Below are 20,791 nucleotides of genomic sequence, written 5' to 3'. Positions count from 1 at the left end.
ATGCCTTAGAAACTATCGCGCATGCGACTTGACCGCAATCCTTGACACATTGACAACAAATAACCACCGATCAGACCGAAAAACCGTGTTTTGCCTGATTTCAGGCAAAAAAAAGGGGCACCTCGCGCCCCTTTGCGAAGTTCACTGGCCAGTTATGCCGTCATGAGGGTCGCTTCATCTGGCACGAGGTGGGCGTGCTGGCCACATAGGGCTCAAAGTACTTCACCTGCTTGAAGGTGTAGCCGGTGTTTTCCATGTCGATGGGGTTCTGTGCATCGGTTTTTTCCCAGCGGCTGATGTACAGGCCCTGCTGCAGCTGGTGGTCTTGCTTGCGCATTTCGACATCGCCGTTGAAGCTCTTGAACTTCATGCCCTCCATGGCAGCGGCCACCTTCACGGGATCGGTACTCTTGGCGCGCTGGAAAGCCTCCGTCAGGATGGCAAAGCCGTGGTAGACCGCACCGGTGTACATGTCATCGTTGAATTTGGCCTTGAAGCCCTTGATGACGTTGTTGATGGGCCCCGGCATGTTGGTGTACGAGTAACCCACCGAATACACACGGCCCGCAGCGCCTGCACCCATGGCCGTGGGCGAACCAGTGGCCACCGCGTAGTAGGTGTAGAACTTGACGTTGTTCAGCCCCGCATCGTTGGCCGCCTTGATCAGCAGCGACAGGTCAGAGCCCCAGTTGCCGGTAATAACGCTGTCAGCACCTGACTGCTTGATCTTTGCAATGTAGGGTGCGAAGTCACGCACCTGTGCCAAAGGTGCCATGTCGTCACCCACAATTTCAACGTCAGGGCGTTTGCGCTGCAGCATCTCCTTGGCGTACTTGCTGACCTGGTGGCCGTGCGCATAGTTCTGGTTGATCAGATAAACCTTTTTGACCTCGGGCACGTCTTTCAGGTACGAGGTCAGCGCCTCCATCTTCATGGAGGTGTCGGCATCCAGCCGGAAGTGCCAGTAGCTGCATTTGCTGTTGGTCAGGTCAGGGTCTACTGCGGCGTAGTTCAGGTACACCACTTCCTTGCCCTTGTTGCGGGCGTTGTGCTTTTCCAGCGCATCCATGATGGCCAGTGCCGGGCCAGAGCCATTGCCCTGCACCACGTAGCGCACGCCCTGATCCATGGCTGAGCGCAATGCGCTGGTGGTCTCCTGCGGGCTGAGTTTGTTGTCGATGGCGATGATTTCAAACTTCACGCCTGCCGGGTTGTTCTTGCTGAACTCTTCAGCCAGGTACTGCCAGCTTTTCATCTGGTTGGTGCCTAGCGCCGCCATCAGGCCGGACAGCGGGTCTAACCATGCGATCTTGACGGTCTCGCCTTGCTGGGCCATAGAGGCACCGGCACAACTGAGCAATACGGAAGCGGCCACGGTCTTCAACACAAACTGCATGCTTGTCTCCTGCGTTGTAGGAATAGATTGAGGGCTGGTAGGAACTCACCGAAACACCCAGCAAGCGTAGTCAGTACACCGAGAAAAACGCATGGTGGTTTCACTCTTGGGACTATCCCCCTCCGTAGGAACCTGCATAAAAAAAGAGCATCCAAGGCTTATCCACACTTACTTTTACATACATTCAGCATGCAAAACTAAGCAGGGCAAGCGCCAGTCGCTCATTTATTTAAAAGATCGTCAACAGCGGGGAGCAAACCCCGCTGTACCGCCAGCTACGCCGATGGCAGCTTGTAATCCTTGAGCTGATCCCGCAGCTTGGTCTTGAGCATCTTGCCCGTAGCACCCAGCGGAATGGCATCCAGAAACACCACGTCATCCGGGATTTGCCACTTGGCAGTCTTGCCTTCGTAAAAAGCCAGCAGCTCTTCGCGGCTCAATTCAGCACCGGGCTTTTTAGAGACCACCACTATCGGGCGCTCGTCCCACTTGGGATGCGGCATGCCTACGCAGGCCGCCATGGCCACTGCGGGGTGGCCCATCGCAATGTTTTCAATGTCGATCGAGCTGATCCACTCCCCGCCAGACTTGATCACGTCTTTGGTGCGGTCGGTGATTTGCATGAAACCGTCTTCATCGATGGTGGCCACGTCTCCGGTGGGGAACCAGCCCAAGCCCTGCTCGTCCATCACCAGCGGGCTGTCGCCCTTGAAGTAACGCTCAATGATCCACGGCCCGCGCACCAGCAGGTCTCCGTAGGTTTTTCCATCCCAGGGCTGCTCATTGCCCTCGGCATCCACAATCTTCATCTCCACGCCATAAATGGCGCGGCCTTGCTTTTGATTGATCTTGAACTGGTCTTCCTTGGACAGTTTCAAGTGCTTGTTCTTGAGCGTGCACAGCGTGCCCAGCGGGCTCATCTCGGTCATGCCCCAGGCGTGCAGCACCTTCACGTTCAAGCCCTCTTCAAACGCCGTAATCATGGCAGGCGGGCAGGCTGCGCCACCAATCACCGTGCGGCGCAATGTGCTAAAGCCCAGCTTGCTGGCCTGCACATGGCTCAACAGCATCTGCCAGACCGTGGGCACGCCCGCAGCGTAGGTGACCCCTTCCGCTTCCATCAATTCGTACAACGATTTGCCGTCCATCGCCGGGCCGGGGAACACCACCTTGGCCCCTGTCAGCGCTGCTGAATACGGAATGCCCCAGGCGTTGACGTGGAACATGGGCACCACGGGCAGCACCGCATCGCGCGCCGACAAGCCCATCACATCAGGCAGTGCAGCTGCATAGGCATGCAATACGGTCGAGCGGTGGCTGTACAGCGCCGCCTTGGGGTTGCCTGTAGTGCCGCTGGTGTAGCACATGCTGGAGGCGGTGTTTTCATCGAGCTGCGGCCAGCGGTAGTTTTTGCTCTGCCCGCCAATCCACGCCTCATAGCTGATCAGCCCCGCAATGCCGCTGTCCGCAGGCAGTTTGTCGGCATCACACAAGGCCACCCATTGGCGCACGGTGGGGCATTTGGCATGCACTGCCTGCACCAAAGGCAGGAAGGTCATGTCAAAGCACACCACCTGATCTTCCGCGTGGTTCACAATCCAGGCCACCTGCTCCGGATGCAGGCGCGGGTTGATGGTGTGCAGCACGCGGCCAGAGCCACTGACGCCAAAGTACATCTCCATATGCCGGTAGCCATTCCACGCAATCGATGCCACGCGGTCGCCATGGGCCAGCTTCAGGCCATCCAGCGCATTGGCCAGCTGCTTGGCACGCGCCCCCAGATCAGCATAGGTATAACGGTGAATATCGCCTTCTACACGGCGAGAGACGATCTGCGCATCATGGTGGTGCCGTGCTGCAAACTCAATCAACGACGAAATCAGTAACTGCTGGTTTTGCATCAATCCTTGCATGGATGTTGCTCCTTGGGTGTTCGAGTAAAGACCATGCGCTGCACCAGCACACAGGCTGGCAACACTTTAATCCTGCATCCTAAGCGCAGCCCCCACAGCGCCGATTGCGGGCTTTCCAGCATGCATGTGTCGCCAATGTGCCAGTTGGACGGCTTTTCACAGCCCATTTCCTGCACGCAACAAGGTTTCACAGCTTGGCCACAATGGCTGCATGCATTCATCCGATGGTTCTCGCGCCATAGCGTGGCAAGAAGGCTTTGGCCGCCTTGGCAGCGCTTTCCTTACCCACTTACAACCCACACCCTTGCCCAATGCGCAATGGGTGGCTCGCAGCCCTGAAGTTGCCAATCTCGCAGGCTTGTCTGATGGGTTTCTGTACACCGATGCAGCCCTGCAAGCCTTCACCGGCAACACCGTATTGCCCGGCAGCCAGCCCTATGCAAGCGTCTACAGCGGCCACCAGTTTGGCGTGTGGGCAGGCCAGCTGGGTGATGGCCGGGCCATTCATCTGGGTGAAACCGCTGCAGGCTGGGAGCTGCAACTCAAAGGCGCAGGGCGCACGCCCTATTCACGTGGCGGTGATGGCCGGGCAGTGCTGCGCTCGAGCATCCGCGAGTTTTTATGCAGTGAGGCCATGCACGCGCTCGGTATTCCCACCACACGCGCACTGTGCCTGACGGCGTCAGATGGCCCCGTCTACCGCGAAGAAGCCGAGACCGCCGCCGTGGTGACCCGCGCGGCACCCAGCTTTGTGCGCTTTGGCCATTTTGAACACTTTGCCGCACGCGACATGAAGCACGAGCTGCGTCAGCTGGCCGACTATGTGATTGACCGCTACTACCCCGCTTGCCGAAATGGCTGGCAAAGTGGCAGCGCCAGCACAGGCAACGCCTACGCAGCGCTGCTGTATGAGGTGGGTCAGCGCACCGCACAGATGGTGGCGCACTGGCAGGCCGTGGGCTTTTGCCATGGGGTCATGAACACCGACAACATGAGTATCTTGGGGCTCACGATTGACTACGGCCCCTTTCAGTTTCTGGATGCTTTTGACCCCAGCCACATCTGCAACCACAGTGACCATCAGGGCCGCTACGCATTCAACAAGCAGCCGCAAGTTGCCTACTGGAACCTGTTCTGTCTGGGTCAAGCCCTGCTGCCGCTGATTGAAGACGAAGACATCACTGTGCAGGCGCTGGAGGCCTACCGCCCCACGTTCAGCCACGCATTTCGCCGCCTGATGTGCCACAAGCTGGGCCTGCCATCGGCCGCCGACAGCCATGAGGCAGCGGTCACGCCCGTCATTGGGCAGTTGCTGGACATTCTGGCCGCCAGCCGGGTCGATCACACCATCTTCTGGCGCCGTCTGTCCCTGTCCGCCCAAGACAACGATTACGAGCGCGCACGCGAGCTGTTTTTAGATACCGCTGCGTTTGACCGCTGGTTGCTCACCTATCAAGAGCTGTCCGTCCAAACAGGCAAAGCGCCTGATGCCCATGCAATGCTCAGCACCAATCCGGCCTTTGTGCTGCGCAACCACGTCGGTGAATTGGCCATTCGGGCCGCACAGGCCGGTGATTTCAGCATGGTGCAATCATTGCAGCAGGTGCTAAGTCAGCCTTTTGTCGATCACCCAGCGCACAGCGCCTGGGCTGATTTCCCGCCCGACTGGGCCTCATCTATTGCGATCAGTTGCTCGTCATGACATTCCCCATCCAAAAGACCGACACCGAATGGTTTGAAGCATTGCAAGCGCAGGGTGCTGAACCAGTGGCCTACCAGGTCACACGCCACGCGGCGACAGAGCGCCCGTTCACGGGCAAGTACGAGCAGCACTGGGCCGATGGCAGCTATCACTGCGTCTGCTGTGGTGCGCAGCTGTTTCATTCCGACACCAAGTTTGATGCCGGTTGCGGCTGGCCCAGTTTTTACAAAGCCGTTCCCGGGGCAATCACCGAAATAGTAGATCGCAGCCACCACATGGTGCGCACTGAAACTGTGTGCAGCCAGTGCGGCGCACATTTGGGTCATGTGTTTGAAGACGGTCCCCAGCCAACGGGGCTTCGCTACTGCATGAATTCAGCCTCGCTGAACTTTCACGACCCAGCCTCACAGGGCAGCGCCTGCACCCCGCACGAAGACAGTCTGGACAGCGCCCACACCGACAGCGGTGACAGTGGTGATGGCAGCAATTGACCTTTGCATCGCTGAAAGCCTGCGCCTTGAAGGTTTTAGGGCCAGCATGTCTGCAGTGCTATGGCATGCTTGGCATCTTTTTCGCATGACCGCGGACTTCTCCCAGTCCGAATGCATTTCATGAAACTGCTGATCGACTTTTTCCCCATTATTTTGTTTTTCGTGGCCTTCAAGGTCTGGGGCATCTACGCCGCCACGGCCGTTGCCATCGTGGCCACCATCATCCAAATAGCCTATCTGCGCATCAAAACTGGCAAGGTAGAAACCATGCAGTGGCTCAGTCTGGGTGTGATTGTTTTGTTTGGTGGCGCTACGTTGCTGGCCCACGATGAAAACTTCATCAAATGGAAACCCACCGTGCTGTACTGGCTGATGGGTGGCGCATTGCTGGTCGGTCATCTGATCTTCAAGAAAAATTTCTTGAAGAGTCTGATGGGCGCGCAGCTGCAATTACCAGAGTCCGTATGGACCACGTTGAACTGGGCCTGGACCAGCTTCTTTGCGGTCATGGGCGTACTGAATCTGTGGGTGGCCTTTAACTTTGATACCGATGCCTGGGTCAACTTCAAGATGTTTGGCGGTATTGGCCTGATGCTGGTATTTGTCGTAGGCCAGGCCCTGTACTTGGGCCGCTACCTCAAGGAACCCGAGCAGACTTCGGCCAAGGAGCCGGGCAATGAGTGAAGGCATCACCGCCGCAGCCATTGAGCAAATGCTGCGAGACAAGCTTGCACCCACGCAACTGCAAGTGATTGACGAAAGCGCGGCGCACGCTGGCCATGCAGGGGCCAATGGCACTGGTTTTGGCACGCACTTTCGCGTCCGTATCGCTGCACCTGCTTTTGAAGGCAAAAGCCGTGTTGCACGTCACCGCGTTGTGTATGATTCCTTGCAACACTTTATCGACCAAGGATTGCACGCCCTGGCGATTGAAGTGCTGTAAGCAGACGATTAGCTAGACCTGCCAACGGTCGTTGGCGGGCACCAACCACTTATCTTTTTCTTGGATTTCCGCATGAAAAAACAGCTTTTGCCCAGCCTTTTGGCTGCCGCCGTGTTGGGCACTGTCGCCCTTTCGGCTTCTGCGCAAAACTTGGCCATCGTCAACGGCAAGGCCGTGCCCCTGGAGCGCGTGACTGTGCTCAAGCAGCAAATTGAGCGCTCTGGCCGCCAAGTGCCTCCTGAGATGGACGCCCAGATCAAGGAAGAAGTCATTGCCCGTGAAATCTTCATGCAAGAAGCATCCAAACGCGGTCTGGACGCCACACCGGAGTACAAGCAGCAAATGGATCTGGCCCGCCAGACCATCCTGATCCGCGACCTGTTCACCGACTACCAAAAGAAGAACCCGGTCACCGACGCCGAGATCAAGGCTGAATACGAAAAGTTCGTACAAGCCAACGCAGGCAAGGAATACCGCGCCAGCCACATCCTGGTGGAATCTGAAGACCGCGCCAAGGCCATCATTGCAGAAGTGAAGGCTGGCAAAAAGTTTGAAGACATCGCCAAGAAAGAATCCAAGGACCCAGGATCGGGAGCGCAAGGCGGTGATCTGGGCTGGGCCAGCCCTGCCAACTATGTGCCTGAGTTCACTGAAGCCATGGTCAAGCTGCAAAAGGGCGGCCTGTCTGATGCGCCCGTGAAGAGCCAGTTTGGCTGGCACGTCATTCGCGTGGACGACCTGCGCGATGCCCAGTTGCCTGGTCTGGAAGACATCAAGCCCCAGATCGCCGAGCAGCTGGAACAGCAAAAGATGATGCAGTTCCAAGAAGCGCTGCGCGCCAAGGCCAAGGTGCAATAAGCCACTGCGCCAGCACCCACAAAAAAAGCGACCCTCGGGTCGCTTTTTTTGTGGTCTGCACGGCCTGTTTATGCACCCCGTGTAATGGGCACCTGTGCGTCGCGTCCATAGGTGCCGTACTTGCCCAGCTCCCACTTTGCAATCGCGTTGCGGTGCACTTCATCCGGGCCATCTGCAAAGCGCAGCGTGCGCGATGTGGCGTAGGCGTGGGCCAGCGGGAAGTCCTGGCACAAGCCACCACCACCGTGCACCTGCATGGCCCAGTCGATCACATCGCAGGCCAGTTGCGGAGCAACCACCTTGATCATGGCGATCTCGGAACGTGCTACCTTGTTGCCCACGGTATCCATCATCCATGCCGCCTTGAGCGTCAGCAGACGGGCCATGTCAATGCGGCAACGCGCTTCAGCAATGCGCTCTTGCGTCACCGTCTGCTGGGCAATGGTCTTGCCAAACGCCACGCGGCTGGAAGCGCGCTTGCACATCAGCTCCAATGCACGCTCTGCCTGGCCAATCAAGCGCATGCAGTGGTGAATACGGCCAGGGCCAAGGCGGCCCTGGGCAATTTCAAAACCACGGCCTTCACCCAGCAGCACATTGCTGACAGGTACGCGCACATTCTCAAAGTACATCTCCATGTGACCGTGCGGCGCATCGTCAAATCCCAGCACGCTCAAGGGGCGCACTACACGCACACCCGGGGTATCGGCAGGAACCAGCACCATGCTTTGCTGTGAGTGCTTGGCGGCCTCTGGATCGGTCTTGCCCATGGTGATGTAGATTGCACAGCGCGGGTCACCCGCCCCCGAAATCCACCATTTGTGGCCATTGATGACGTATTCATCGCCCTGGCGCTCAATGCGTGTGCAGATGTTGGTGGCGTCGCTGGAGGCGACCTCAGGCTCGGTCATCGCAAAGGCAGAGCGAATCTCACCGCGCAGCAGTGGCTGCAGCCATTGGTCGCGGTGCTCCTGGGAGCCATATCGGGCGATGGTTTCCATGTTGCCGGTGTCAGGCGCCGAGCAGTTGAACACTTCGGATGCCCAGCCCACACGCCCCATGATCTCGGCCAGTGGCGCGTACTCCTGGTTGGTCAGCCCCGCCCCCTGAACACCAGCGATTTCAGCCGTGTCTTTGGGCAAAAACAGATTCCACAAGTCTTGCTCTTTGGCTTTTTCTTTCAGGCCTTCAATGACTTTCAGTGGTGTCCAGCGCTTGCCTGCCTGCGTATTGGCTTCCAGTTCATGGTGAAAGGTTTCTTCTGCAGGGTAGACGTGCTCTTCCATGAAACGCAGCAAGCGTGCCTGCAATTCCTTGGTCTTAGGGGAGTAATCAAAATCCATGGAGTGCTCCTTTTCGTTAACTAGCAAACATGGGCATGCACTGCCCCCCGGCAGCTACAGGCCGTCTAACACACAAGGGGGTAAGGGGGGTTGTGACCGGCGCTGTTCAAGCGCCGTGTTTCTGTGCGTACGACCATGCCAGCTGTGCCATCGGACGTGCCGTATCGCCTGCTGCCTTGGCCTGTGCGCTGGAAGCTGTTCCGGCCTCCACACGTTTGGCAATGCCCTGCAAGATGGCCGCAATGCGGAACATGTTGTAGGCCAGATAAAAGTTCCAGTCTGCCTTGAGCTGCTCAGGCGTTGCCAGACCTGTGCGCTCGCAGTAGCGACGCATATATTCCGCCTCGCTGGGAATGCCTAGCGCCTGAATATCCAAGCCACCGATGCCACGCCCCAGGCTGACAGGAATGTGCCAGGCCATGCAGTGGTAGCTAAAGTCTGCAAGGGGATGGCCCAGTGTGGACAACTCCCAGTCGAGCACGGCGATGACCTTGGCAGCATCAGGAGCAAACATGACGTTGTCCAGCCGGTAGTCACCATGCACGATGGAGACCTTGCGCTCGTCCCTGGCGCTATCGGGCATGTTCGCTGGCAGCCACGCCATCAACTGGTCCATCTCTTGGATGGGCTGCGTGACGGAGGCTGTGTACTGCTTGCTCCAGCGTCCAATTTGGCGTTCAAAATAATTGCCGGGCTTGCCGTAGTCAGCCAGACCCTGCTGGTGCACATCCACGGTGTGCAGCGCCGCTATCACGCGGTTCATCTCGTCGTAAATTTCACCGCGCTGCGCGTTGGTCATTGCGGGCAGAGACTGGTCCCACAGAATGCGCCCCTCTTTGAACTCCATGATGAAGAAGGCGCGGCCAATGATGGACTCGTCCTCACACAATGCGTACATGTGCGGCACAGGGACATCGGTACCCGCCAGGCCGCTCATGACCTTGAACTCACGCTCAATGGCGTGCGCAGACGGCAACAGCTTGGCTACCGGGCCGGGCTTGGAACGCATGACGTAGCTGCGCCCCGGTGTGATCAATTTGTAGGTAGGGTTGGACTGCCCCCCTTTGAACATCTCTACCGTCACTGGCCCCTCAAAGCCTGCAACGTGCTGCACCATCCATGTGCTCAGCACTTGGACATCAAATTCATGTGCCTCAGAGACGGGTTTGGTACCTACAAAATGGTCAAAGTTGCTCATACGTCTTTAAAGGTCAGTTTCCACGATGCGCAAAAGCCCATCGCGGTCGCGCACCACCAACCCACCCGGCTCGATCCGGATGATGTTCTCGCGCTCCATGCCCTTGAGCTCTTGGTTCACGCGCTGGCGTGATGCCCCGAGCAGTTGGGCCAACTCTTCCTGCGCCAGTTGCAGGCCGATACGAATTTCCTCGCCATTGGCAAGGCTGGGAATGCCATAGCTGCGAGCCAGATGCAGCAGTTGCTTGGCCAGACGTGCCCGCAGTGGCAACGTGTTCAAGTCTTCCACCAAACCATAGAGCTGCCGAATGCGGCGCGCCGCCAGCCACAGCATGGCTTCGTAAAACTCTGTGTGTGTTGCCAAAATGCGTTTGAAATCTGCCTTGGCCACGCACAGCAGCGTGGTGGAGCCGTGCGCATACCCGTCGTGGGTGCGTCGATCCCCGTCGAAAATGGAGGTATCCCCAAACCACAGCCCAGGTTCGACATAGGTCAGCGTAATTTGCTTGCCCGTGATCGATGTGGAACTGATGCGAACCGCCCCCCTGGCGCACGCAAACCATTCTTCCGGCGCTTCGCCGCGGGCGCAAATTAACGCACCATCTTTGAATCGTTTGACGTAAGCGCATCGCAGAATGTCGTGCCTGAGAGAAGGTGAAAGGGATGAAAACCAGCGACCTGAGTTGATCGCTTCACGTTCTTCGATAGTAAGAATCGGATCGTCCATAGCCTGTCGTTTCTGTGACTGAAAACCAGACCATTGTCGCGTCAGAGACCAGCACGTTTCGCGCTTGAGCAGACCTCACATGGCCAATTTGTCCAGAAAGTGACACTTTTCGCTTTACAAAGCCAAAACACAAAGGGTTAACCCTTAACTTATTGTCTTCAAAGGACTTCTTTCAATAAGCCTGCATTCGTGCTTAGCGCGAATATGTGGTTTTTTTATTCGAAATTTCCGCTGTGCGGAACATGGTTATCCCCGCCGATGAGCCGACAGGCATGCCCAACAGCGGCCCAGCATGCAAAAAACAGCACGAAGTAATTCGGACCACAGCCCATATCTACGCCACCAAGACTGCATGCGCCAGCGGCCATAAAAAAAGCATGGCAAGAAAACCTGCCATGCTTTTTGGGTGACTAACAGCGCTGACGACATCAGCGCCAAAAGCCATTCGGATGTTCAGCTACGCTTGCTTATCTGTGTGCACTGGCACCACTGGAATGCGCGCACCGTGAAGATCAATCACGCAGGACACATCACCGATCTGCACCGGGGTGCCGTGAAAGCTGGCTTCCCATCCGTCAGTGAGTTTGAAGTTCATCGTTTCATTGACCAGCGTTCGCTCACCCTTCAACAATTGCATATCACTCGCACTTAACTCAATGCGCTGTGGATACGCGTTGTTGTGGGTTTTCCAGTGCTCGCGCAAGATAGCGATCAGGGTGTCATAGAGATTGGGCATGGCACTAATTTTAAGGGACAGCACCCTTACCGCAGTGCGGCAAGGGTGTGCTTATGCCTTTACCTGGTCGCTGCGCTGAACTGCATCAGAACTGGAAATCTGCACGCACCCAGACAGTGCGGCCAGGTTCTTGCAAGCGAGCGAACCCGGGATAACCAAAGCCTGCATTGCCTGCCAAGTTCAAATGCTCTGCATAGTCTTTGTCAAACAAGTTATCAACACCCGCGAGCAACTTGAGGTGCGAATTCACGCGATAGCTCGCATTGATGGCCAAGGTGCCAAAACCAGAGCTGGCCCCCAGATCACGCCCCACAATGTTGCCCTCATCCAAGCTATACCGGTGCTGGCCCGGGACCAGACGCCACAGAGCACCGGCGGTCCATGCATCTTGGGCGTAATCCAGCCCTAAGCGCAGTTCGGCAGGTGGAATTTGAGGCAAGGGCCGGTGATCAGTACGGTTGTCCGACCAGGTTCCTGCCAATGTGGCCTGCCCTGTCCATGACGGCGTCAAGCGGTAGCTGCCGCCCAGCTCCAAGCCCGCAGTACGTGCATCTACATTACGCACACTGGAGGTCATGCCCGGGTAATTGAGCAAGATGTAGTCCTGCACCACGCCCATATAAGCAGACACCCAGGCCTGAGCCTTGTCACTTTTCCATTGCGCGCCCACATCCAGCTGGGTGGTTTTTTCGGGCTTGAGTGTTACGAATGCATTGCCTTTGCCCACCGCACTATTGCCCGGCGAGATCAGCTCCCAGTAATCAGGGAAGCGCTGAACATGGCCAACCCCTGCATAGACCGTTGTGCCATCCGCAGCCACGTGCTCCCAGCGCAGAAAGCCACTGGGCATGGCCGAGCTACTGCGTGTATCGACCTGTGCCGCGCCATAGCGCTGCGCCTTGGCTTGATCCAGACGCAAGCCCCCTACCCAGCGTGTCTGCACACTGGCCTGCCAGCCCAATTCTGCAAACCATCCCCAGTTAGAAAACTTGGCATCGCGCACACGCTCTTTTGTCTGGAAAGGCAGCAGTGGCGTTCCTGTGCGCTTGTCGTGCGGGCTGGTGTACATATCCATGCCTGTGGTCAGCTCCCATTGCGCCGCGGGTTGCACAGTGGCTGCGACGCGCCCTCCTGTTGTGATGCGGCGCACATTGCTGGCCATGCCACCCGCCATCATTCCTGACGCTGGGGGTGTTCGCAGCTTGAAGTTATCCATCACATGGTCTGCGTTGTGGTGGTAAAGCTGTGCCTCCACTTTGGATAGCCAGCTGTTGATTTGGCGCTTTTCAAAGCGCAGCCCCCAGCTTTCTCGACGAAACTGGGTGCCGTCCATACCGCGCGCACCATACCGCGCCTCACCATCTCCAGCGCCAGCGCTTAACTCCAGCAAAGTCTGGGCATCGGGGGTCCAGCCCAGCGCAACGTCCGTGTTCCATTTTTCATAGGCTGAAGGCACGCGACGCCCGGCACCATCTTGGTAATCCTGGCTGTGCGCGCGGTTGGCACTCATCCGAGCAAACATGCTGGCATTCCCCAGCTCCAGCTCCACACGCTGGTCATTGCGGCCATGGCTGGCACCTAGCACGCTGGCAGAACCACGCGCACCAGGCTCGGTAAATTCAGGTGGCAGGCGATCAAAACGCACCACCCCCGCCGATGCACCAGGCCCCCACAGCACGGTTTGCGGCCCTTTCACCAAGGTGAGCTGGTCATAGGTCTCTGGGGAGATGTACGAACTGGGCGCATCCATGCGCGAGGGACAAGCGCCCATCAACTGCGAGCCATTGGTCAATAGCGGCAGCCGTGAGCCAAACTGCCCCCGAAACACGGGGTCGCTGTTCGATCCACCACTTCGGATGGCAGAAAAACCAGGAATGCTCTTGAGGTAATCCGCCGCATCACTGGCAGGAATAGGTTGCCGCGGCTGTTTAGGGTCGGTGACCACCTGCGCGAAAGAGTGATCGTGAATCGCCGTCACAACGACTTCTGGCAGTCGCTCACCTTGCTCAACAGGCATTGCAGCCCGGCTGACAGAGGCCATTGAAAACACGGATGCACACGCCCAGACACACACGCCGGGGGTCAAAGGGCCACGCGGTGCCCAAAATTGTTTATTCATCTTGCAAAAATCCGCGCCCCTTCCCTGCTGCAAAAGTCACAAGCGTGCAGGCACGCCTGCCCTGCGTGCATGCGGGTCAAGGCAAATTTGAATGAGGGATCGGCGCATCCACAAGGAATGCGCCCGTTTCAAACGCGCGCGGAAACGGGAGGTCCACGGGGCGGCAATTGCGCCGCCACCTGCAAGGAGGGAGGGAAATGTGCCGGGCGCCGCCAGTTTTCCAGGTAGGCGGGCTCAGGGTATTGAGCCAGTTGCAATGACCACGCAGGCGGCGGACTCAGTGCAATACAGAGCAAACATTGCGGATCTTGGTGATCGCTGTGTGGATTGCTGCTGTGGTCTTGATCGACCTGTGCCCCCACCCAAAGCGGCATCTGAACCAGGGTGCTAGCCGCACCCTCTGCCTCTGAAATACAGAGGCTTTCGTGCATCGCAACAGCCAGCGAATCGCTGCTCGTCGCCAGCCCACGCACGCGCGCACCAGAAAGCAGCGCTACCAGCCATAGCGCTGTAAACACCATAAAAACGATGGTGTGCAATCGACGGTTGTGACGCAGCTGCTCTAGCATGGGCGCCCATTATCAAATATGCGCGACTGCGCGCACCGCAGATCAAATAGCAAAGACAGTGCAATCTGCGGCAGATTTGCGCCTGCGCAACTTCTCTGAACAACGTGGCACAATCGCCCCGCTGCTTTCCTGCAGCAACTCGCTAGGGGTGCCCTGTGTCGCAGACAGAGGGCTGAGAGAGTCCCTTTGAACCTGATTGAGATCATCCTCGCGCAGGGAAGCTGTTCAGCTGGCCTATGCACCCGCACGCTTTGAGCGCTGCCCGGGTGCTCGCCTGTCACGGCCCCTGCTTCGTTGGCATACGGAGCATTTAATGAGCCCCTCTTCTTCCACACCCGCTAACCAGGCGCTGTCACAGACTTTGCCGTCTGAACGGGTGTTTGCCTTGCGCGACCACGCGGCCCTGTGGTTCAGCCTGGGCGTTGGCTTGCTGGTCATGCAGGTTGGTGCCTATTTATTGCCGGCACTGTCTACCCAGCAAGCCGTATTGGCGATTGTTTTAGGCTCAGCTTTAGGTGCAGGCCTTTTGGGCTGGATGGCCAAAATTGCCTGCGATACAGGCTTGTCCAGCGCAGCACTGATGACGCATGTGTACGGTCGTCAATTTGCCAAACTGCCTATTTTGCTGAATCTGGTGCAGCTCATTGGCTGGGGCACATTTGAACTGGTGGTCATGCGCGATGCCAGCGTTGCCATTGCACGTCAGGCAGGTGGCATGGTGTCCACGTTCTGGCCTGTGGTGATGACACTGGTCTGGGGTGGCGTGATTGCGCTGCTGATCAGTGGCTCCATGCTCAAGCTGGTGCGCCAGCTGATCGCACGTGTGGCACTGCCACTGGTGATCGCTTCACTGCTATGGCTGACATGGCACTTTGTGGGCCTGGCAATGGAGCAAGGCTGGCACAGTCTGTGGCATCGTGAAGGCACGGGCGGCATGGGCTGGTTACCCGCCATGGATCTGGTCATTGCCATGCCTATTTCCTGGCTCCCCCTCGTGGCCGACTATGCACGCCACGGCCGCGATGGCCGTAGCGCCCTGCGCGGCACATGGCTGGGCTATGCCGCAGCCAATATGTGGTGCTACGGTCTGGGTGTCCTGGTGACACTGACGCTGCCTAGCGCCGACTTGGTCACCGCCTTGCTGCTGGCCCAGGGTGGATTGATTGCACTGACCTTGATCTTGATTGACGAAGTAGACAATGCATATGGCGACACCTACTCAGGGGCCATGGCCGCGCACAGCATCGTGCCGCGCTGGACTCTACGCCGCTGGGGCCTGGCTCTGACGCTGGTGTGCGTTCTGCTTGCACTGGTACTGCCCATGCACAGCATTGAGCCATTTTTATTGATGCTCAGCTCCGTGTTTGTGCCTTTGTTTGGTGTCATCCTGGGCCGTTTGGCATGGCAGTCAGCACCTCAGCGCCTGTCCCAAGCTGCCCAGTGGCTGCAAGATGCACACCATACCCATTGGCCTGCAGTGCTGCTGTGGCTGTCGGGCGTGGCGTTTTACCATCTCCTGCCCTCGATTGCAGCAGAAGCTGGCCGCTCAGTGCCAACATTGATTGTCTGCTTTGTCTTGGCGCGCTGGTTACCGCGCACACCAGCATCCCGCGTGTGATCAAGTGAGGGCAATTTGCAAGTTGTGTCTAGACGTTTCATCACTTAATATCGGCCGCAACGCGATGACGTCAGGATTTCGCTCTGCTTTTTGCGTGTCAAATCCAAAATCAGAAGCGCCATCCAAGGCATGATTCATGCCATTGCAGGCAACGCGTTATACGTAAGTGCCTCAACCATTGATTCACAGGAGTTATTACCGCGTGCTGCCTCAACTTGCCCTTCACCTGACCGGCCGCCTGCGCCGCGGCGGCATTGCTGCCCTGTTGCTGACAGGCGCTCTCGCCTCCGCCCCTACGTTGGCCCACGCACAAGAGTTTTTGAGCATCAAGGGCAAAACCGTCAACATCCGTGCAAAACCCAGCACGCAATCCGAAATTGCCTGGGAGCTGATCAACGGCTACCCCGTAGAAGTGATCGCCAAGCAAGACGATTGGGTCAAGGTCAAAGACTTTGAGGGGCCATTGGGCTGGGTGCACAAACCCCTGACATCGACCGAACCTCACTTTCTGGTGAAAGCCGACACCGTCAATCTGCGCTCGGGCCCTGGCACCAGCCACAGCGTGGTCACCAAGCTGAAGAAATACGACATTGTCAAAACCATTCAAAAGCAAGACGAATGGGCCAAAGTGCAAACGTCTGAAGGCCAGGAGGGGTGGATGCTGGAAAAACTGGGCTGGGGCTGGTAAGAGCTGCAATGTGGCAACTCTCCACCCAAAGAAAAACGGCGCTTTCAGCGCCGTTTTGTATTTTTAACGTGCCCGCCCTGAAGAACGCTTAGCTACGGAAGATGACTTGTGGCAGCGGCGCAAAGCCATGGTTCAGTGGCCCCTGCCCTTTGCCTGTGTGCACCTGCGCCCCGGAAGCAATGGCCCCGACAATGTAGGTGCGCGCACTTTCCACAGCAGCCACCAAATCAAAGCCCAGAGCCATGTGCGCAGCAATCGCCGATGACAGCGTACAACCCGTACCGTGTCCGTTGTGCGTGTGAATGCGCTGCGAGCCCAGCTCTTTGCGCAGGCCGCCAGCGCCTGCCAGCAAATCCATCACCCAGTCACCAGGCAAGTGACCACCTTTGAGCAACACATGGGGTGCGCCCATCTCCAGCAGGGCCTGGGCTGCAGATTCCATGTCACTGATGGCCGTAATCTTGCCGCCGATCAACCAGCCTGCCTCATCCAAATTGGGCGTAATCACGGTGGCCAGTGGAAACAGCTCGCGCACCAGCACATCTACGGTTTCGTCATGAATCAGCCTGTCGCCACTGGTGGCCACCATCACTGGGTCAAGCACTACATTGGTGATGCCATAGCTGCGGATCGCCTCGGCCACCACGTGCACCACTTCGGGGGCATGCAGCATGCCGATTTTGATGGCGTCGACACCAATATCCTGCATCACTGCGTCGATCTGGGCCTTGAGCATTTCCGGCGGAATGCCATGAATGCCTCGAACACCCAATGTGTTTTGCGCCGTGATGGCGGTAATGGCGGTCATGCCATAACAGCCCAAAGCGCTGAAAGTTTTAAGGTCGGCCTGAATGCCTGCGCCGCCACCACTGTCAGAGCCGGCGATAGAGAGCACACGGGGATAGCGCGGCAACTGGGTAGATGCACTGCTTGAAGGCAGGATTTGCGTAGTCATGCCAAAAATTATGACCCAAGCCAAGGCTTGTTCACATGCTGGCCTCGCAGTTGCCCCCCATATGATGTAATTGTCGCTTGCGGACGAAACAGGGGTGTCCTGCTGCGCCAAGCCTATCGCTTACGCGGCAAGCGACTGAGAAACACCCTGGGGCAATCGACATCACAGCATGTGCCCCGTCACCCGATCCAGATCATGCTGGCGTGGGGAGTTTCACCAGAGCGGCGGCCCGAGACGGCTGCAACGCCCGTTTTGTCCATGGCGATACCTAGCAACGGACGAAATACTGACCATGATCGCTCTCACCGCACCCTCTCACATTGCTATTTTGGGCGCAGGCCTGATGGGCCGTTTACTGGCTTTGGAGCTGGCGCGCGAAGGGCACCGCGTGGAAGTCTTTGAAGCCAAGGGGCCAGAGGCCGATGGTGCCGCTGCACGGGTGGCTGCCGCCATGCTGGCGCCTTTGGCTGAATCTGCGATCACCGAGCCTGGCGTAGTGCGCATGGGTCAGTACGGCCTGAACCGCTGGCCACAATTGATTGCCCAGCTGGACGATCACGTCTACTTCCAGCAAAACGGCACACTGGTGGTGTGGCACCGCCAAGATGCCGCCGATGCCAACCGCCTGTGCGGCCTGTTTGAGAAAAACCGCCGCATCAACCCCAGCCTGCCTGCACTGGAAACACTGACCAGCGACCGCTTGAATGAAGTAGAGCCAGCCTTGCAAGGCCGCTTTAACCAAGGCGTGTATCTGCCCGGCGAAGGCCAGCTGGACAATCGCCAGTTGCTGGCCACACTGGAAAAAACGCTGACCCGCCTGGGCGTCACCTTCCATTGGCATACCCCGCGCGAAACCACCGATTTCACCCCTGGCACCGCCCACCAGCCTGACCTTGTGATTGACTGCCGGGGCCTGGGTGCCCGCACTGAATGGCAGGACCTGCGCGGCATTCGCGGTGAAGTGGTGCGCGTGCACGCCCCCGAGGTGACACTGCAACGCCCCACGCGCTTGGTGCATCCGCGATACCCCCTGTACATCGCGCCCAAGGAAGATCACATCTTTGTCATTGGTGCTACCGAGATTGAATCAGACGACATGGGCCCGGCCAGCCTGCGCTCGGTCATGGAGCTGCTCAGCGCCCTCTACACCGTGCACTCCGGTTTTGCAGAAGCCCGTATTTTGGAAATTGCCACCCAGTGCCGCCCTACACTGCCTGACAATCTGCCTGCCGTGCGCTGGCTGGATGAGCGCATCTTGCAGGTCAACGGCCTGTACCGCCATGGCTACATGATCTCGCCAGCCATGCTGGACATCACGCTGCAAATCTTGCGCACCGGCAGCACCGAACTGGCGGCCAGTTTTGATGTGGCCGTGCATGACACGGCAGACGCTTAAATTTTGAAACGGGGGCCCGCGCCCCCTGCCTAAACGCCCATGAACATCACCATCAACCAGCAACCTGTGCAACTGCCTGCCAACGCCTCAGTGGCAGCCGCCATAGAGCACTGGCAAGCCAAGCCGCCGTTTGCGGTGGCCGTGAACACCAACTTTGTACCTAAATCACGCTATGCCATCCACCTGCTCGCCGAAGGTGACCGCATGGAAGTGATTGCTCCCGTCACCGGCGGCTAAACTGCTTGCCGCACATAATTTATACAGTCATATCAGCCTCTAGCACTTATCACAAAAGCGCTGGCAGCTCACAAATTCAGCCATGAGCAAATACACCGCCCCCGCAGACAGCTTGGTGCTGTACGGCCAGACCTTCCACAGCCGCCTGTTGCTTGGCACTTCACGCTATCCATCGCCCGCCGTGCTGGAAGCAGCGGTGGCCCGCGCCAAGCCTGCCATGGTGACGGCCTCGTTGCGCCGCCAGGGCAGCAATGCGGCCGAAACCGGTGCCAGCTTCTGGGAGCTGCTGCGCAAGCTGAATGTGCCCGTGCTGCCCAATACGGCAGGCTGCATGACCACACAGGAAGCCATCACCACCGCGCAGATGGCGCGTGAAGTGTTTGACACCCCCTGGATCAAGCTGGAGCTCATTGGCGATGACTACACCCTGCAACCCGATACGCTGAACCTGGTGGAAGCCGCATCCATCCTGATCAAGGAGGGTTTTCAGGTGCTGCCTTACTGCACCGAAGACTTGGTGCTGTGCCAGCGACTGGTAGACGTGGGCTGCCAGGCCGTCATGCCATGGGCCGCGCCCATTGGTACGGGCCGTGGTCCCGCCAACCCCTACGCCATGCAAATGCTGCGCGAGCGCCTGAAGGTGCCCCTGATTGTGGATGCCGGCCTGGGACGACCCAGCCACGCTTGCACCGTGATGGAGTGGGGTTTTGATGCCGTGCTGCTAAACACCGCTGTGGCCCTGTCTGAAGACCCCGTGCGCATGGCCGGTGCCTTTGCCGATGCCACACAAGCAGGCCGCGATGGCTATCTGGCTGGTGCCATGGCCGAGCAAACCGCAGCCCAGCCCAGCACCCCCGTTCTGGGCACACCGTTTTGGCACCATGACTGAGCAGCACATCCCTGGCATGGTTGCCGCCATCATTGCTGCCCACGCAAGCACCTTTGCACCAGAAGGCAACCGCTTGCCTGCGCAACCCACACCTGTGGCTACTAGCCAAGACCCCGTCTACCTGGCCGCACTGCAAGCGTGTAGTGCGCTGGGCTTTATCGCCATCGATGCGCAATGTCTGGCACAGGCATGGCAAAACCAGAGCCACCGCACAGGCCTGTTTGATGCGGCGCACTGGCCCGATGCGCCGCAAGACTTTGGCCTGGCCGGCGCTGACCCACAGCTCGCCTTCCCGCAATGCCCACGTGCCCTGGGCCTGTACGGCGTACTGCCCAGCGCCGAATGGGTAGGCCGCATGGCACGTGCCGGTGTACCCACAGTACAGCTGCGCTTTAAAAGTGACGACCAGAACGCCATTCGCAATGAAGTTGCAGCCGCCGTACAAGCAGTACAGGGCACCAAGGCCCTGCTGTTCATCAACGACCACTGGCAAGCCGCCATCGACGCAGGGGCCTACGGCATTCACGTTGGGCAGGAAGATCTGGATGCACTGCAAGGCGCGCAGCTAAACGCCATCCGCGCCAGCGGCCTGCGCCTGGGTGTCAGCACCCATGGCTACGCCGAAATGGTGCGTGCCCATGCCGTGCAGCCCAGCTATATCGCTTTGGGCGCGGTATTTCCCACCACCCTCAAAAAGATGGAAACCGCACCGCAAGGTGTGGCCCGCCTGCAAGCCTATGTGCGCTTGATGCAGCAATACCCGCTGGTGGCCATTGGCGGCATTGCAGCAGAGCAGTTTCCTGCCATTTTGGCCACAGGCGTCGGCTCTGTGGCCGTTGTGCGCGCCTTGGTCAACGCCCCCGAGCCTGAGGCTGCTGCCCACCATTTGCTGGCCTGCATGCGCTAAGCGATCACCGCCTTTTCCATAGATCACCCAATCTGGCACAGCTTGTGCTTTGTATACAAAAGCAGCACGCAGGATGCCCCCACGCACCTGAAGTGGGCAACTGGTGA

The 20,791-nt window shown here is 58.3% G+C and carries 20 protein-coding genes and 2 riboswitches; of the genes, 11 read left to right on the top strand and 9 right to left on the bottom strand.

Annotated elements, in window-relative coordinates:
* Positions 1–160 precede the first annotated feature (160 nt).
* A complete protein-coding gene (locus tag IB213_RS09160) occupies positions 161–1,396 on the bottom strand; it encodes a branched-chain amino acid ABC transporter substrate-binding protein (protein WP_191723814.1) in 1,236 nt (411 codons plus the stop codon).
* A gap of 275 nt (positions 1,397–1,671) precedes the next feature.
* A complete protein-coding gene (locus tag IB213_RS09155; RefSeq protein ID WP_192406036.1) occupies positions 1,672–3,309 on the bottom strand; it encodes a 3-(methylthio)propionyl-CoA ligase in 1,638 nt (545 codons plus the stop codon).
* A 211-nt stretch (positions 3,310–3,520) separates the two neighbouring features.
* Here IB213_RS09155 and IB213_RS09150 point away from each other — a divergent pair, with 211 nt between their 5' ends.
* From IB213_RS09150 to IB213_RS09130, 5 genes are all read left to right on the top strand, one after another.
* Positions 3,521–5,011: a YdiU family protein gene (locus IB213_RS09150; RefSeq protein WP_192406035.1), complete on the top strand. Its 1,491-nt coding sequence runs from the start codon at positions 3,521–3,523 to the stop codon at positions 5,009–5,011.
* Entirely contained in the window at positions 5,008–5,502 is a 495-nt protein-coding gene (gene msrB, locus IB213_RS09145; RefSeq protein WP_191723811.1) for a peptide-methionine (R)-S-oxide reductase MsrB, read from the top strand. Before IB213_RS09150 ends, msrB begins: the two co-directional genes overlap by 4 nt.
* 120 nt (positions 5,503–5,622) lie before the next feature.
* On the top strand, positions 5,623–6,186 hold the full coding sequence (locus IB213_RS09140; RefSeq protein ID WP_192406034.1) for a septation protein A: 564 nt from the start codon (positions 5,623–5,625) through the stop codon (positions 6,184–6,186).
* Positions 6,179–6,445, top strand: a complete 267-nt coding sequence (locus IB213_RS09135) for a BolA family transcriptional regulator (protein WP_191723809.1) — start codon at positions 6,179–6,181, stop codon at positions 6,443–6,445. Before IB213_RS09140 ends, IB213_RS09135 begins: the two co-directional genes overlap by 8 nt.
* Before the next feature lie 72 nt (positions 6,446–6,517).
* Complete coding sequence (locus tag IB213_RS09130) at positions 6,518–7,303, top strand: peptidylprolyl isomerase (RefSeq protein ID WP_191723808.1); 786 nt, start codon at positions 6,518–6,520, stop codon at positions 7,301–7,303.
* Positions 7,304–7,371: 68 nt separating this feature from the next.
* Here the strand turns inward: IB213_RS09130 and IB213_RS09125 are convergent, their stop codons facing one another.
* From IB213_RS09125 to IB213_RS09100, 6 genes are all read right to left on the bottom strand, one after another.
* Positions 7,372–8,646 carry an acyl-CoA dehydrogenase family protein gene (locus tag IB213_RS09125; protein WP_191723807.1) on the bottom strand — a complete coding sequence of 425 codons (1,275 nt, stop codon included), beginning with the start codon at positions 8,644–8,646 and terminating at the stop codon, positions 7,372–7,374.
* 106 nt (positions 8,647–8,752) lie between these two features.
* On the bottom strand, positions 8,753–9,844 hold the full coding sequence (locus IB213_RS09120; protein ID WP_192406033.1) for a phosphotransferase family protein: 1,092 nt from the start codon (positions 9,842–9,844) through the stop codon (positions 8,753–8,755).
* 6 nt (positions 9,845–9,850) lie between these two features.
* Positions 9,851–10,570: a Crp/Fnr family transcriptional regulator gene (locus IB213_RS09115; RefSeq protein ID WP_191723805.1), complete on the bottom strand. Its 720-nt coding sequence runs from the start codon at positions 10,568–10,570 to the stop codon at positions 9,851–9,853.
* A gap of 457 nt (positions 10,571–11,027) precedes the next feature.
* A complete protein-coding gene (locus tag IB213_RS09110) occupies positions 11,028–11,306 on the bottom strand; it encodes a hypothetical protein (RefSeq protein WP_191723803.1) in 279 nt (92 codons plus the stop codon).
* An 85-nt stretch (positions 11,307–11,391) separates the two neighbouring features.
* Entirely contained in the window at positions 11,392–13,425 is a 2,034-nt protein-coding gene (locus IB213_RS09105; RefSeq protein WP_192406032.1) for a TonB-dependent copper receptor, read from the bottom strand.
* A 128-nt stretch (positions 13,426–13,553) separates the two neighbouring features.
* Positions 13,554–13,994, bottom strand: a complete 441-nt coding sequence (locus IB213_RS09100; protein WP_191723801.1) for a hypothetical protein — start codon at positions 13,992–13,994, stop codon at positions 13,554–13,556.
* Between the two features lie 134 nt (positions 13,995–14,128).
* Positions 14,129–14,230, top strand: a riboswitch (TPP riboswitch).
* Between the two features lie 77 nt (positions 14,231–14,307).
* On the opposite strand from IB213_RS09100, the gene IB213_RS09095 reads away from it, so the two are divergent.
* Together IB213_RS09095 and IB213_RS09090 are read left to right on the top strand one after the other, a co-directional pair.
* On the top strand, positions 14,308–15,612 hold the full coding sequence (locus IB213_RS09095; RefSeq protein WP_191723800.1) for a cytosine permease: 1,305 nt from the start codon (positions 14,308–14,310) through the stop codon (positions 15,610–15,612).
* Between the two features lie 202 nt (positions 15,613–15,814).
* Positions 15,815–16,300: an SH3 domain-containing protein gene (locus IB213_RS09090; RefSeq protein WP_287916154.1), complete on the top strand. Its 486-nt coding sequence runs from the start codon at positions 15,815–15,817 to the stop codon at positions 16,298–16,300.
* A gap of 88 nt (positions 16,301–16,388) precedes the next feature.
* On the opposite strand, the gene thiD is transcribed toward IB213_RS09090, so the two are convergent.
* Positions 16,389–17,255, bottom strand: a complete 867-nt coding sequence (gene thiD / locus IB213_RS09085) for a bifunctional hydroxymethylpyrimidine kinase/phosphomethylpyrimidine kinase (protein ID WP_191723799.1) — start codon at positions 17,253–17,255, stop codon at positions 16,389–16,391.
* 80 nt (positions 17,256–17,335) lie between these two features.
* A riboswitch (TPP riboswitch) is annotated at positions 17,336–17,482 on the top strand.
* A 65-nt stretch (positions 17,483–17,547) separates the two neighbouring features.
* Here thiD and thiO point away from each other — a divergent pair.
* The 4 genes from thiO to thiE all read left to right on the top strand — a co-directional run bounded on the left by thiO (position 17,548) and on the right by thiE (position 20,684).
* The gene (thiO, locus tag IB213_RS09080) at positions 17,548–18,651 is read left to right on the top strand and encodes a glycine oxidase ThiO (RefSeq protein ID WP_191723798.1); all 1,104 of its coding nucleotides are present in this window, start codon (positions 17,548–17,550) and stop codon (positions 18,649–18,651) included.
* Positions 18,652–18,690: 39 nt separating this feature from the next.
* Entirely contained in the window at positions 18,691–18,888 is a 198-nt protein-coding gene (gene thiS, locus IB213_RS09075; protein ID WP_191723797.1) for a sulfur carrier protein ThiS, read from the top strand.
* Positions 18,889–18,970: 82 nt separating this feature from the next.
* A complete protein-coding gene (locus tag IB213_RS09070; protein ID WP_191723796.1) occupies positions 18,971–19,777 on the top strand; it encodes a thiazole synthase in 807 nt (268 codons plus the stop codon).
* 16 nt (positions 19,778–19,793) lie between these two features.
* Positions 19,794–20,684, top strand: coding sequence for a thiamine phosphate synthase (gene thiE / locus IB213_RS09065; protein ID WP_370551204.1), 891 nt, complete (start codon positions 19,794–19,796; stop codon positions 20,682–20,684).
* Positions 20,685–20,791 lie beyond the last annotated feature (107 nt).

Origin of the sequence: Comamonas sp. CMM02 (assembly GCF_014851485.1) — a bacterium.
In the GTDB taxonomy this organism is placed as follows: domain Bacteria; phylum Pseudomonadota; class Gammaproteobacteria; order Burkholderiales; family Burkholderiaceae_C; genus Comamonas; species Comamonas avium.
Note: the sequence above shows the minus strand (reverse complement) of the source record. Positions and strands in the feature narration are given on the sequence as shown.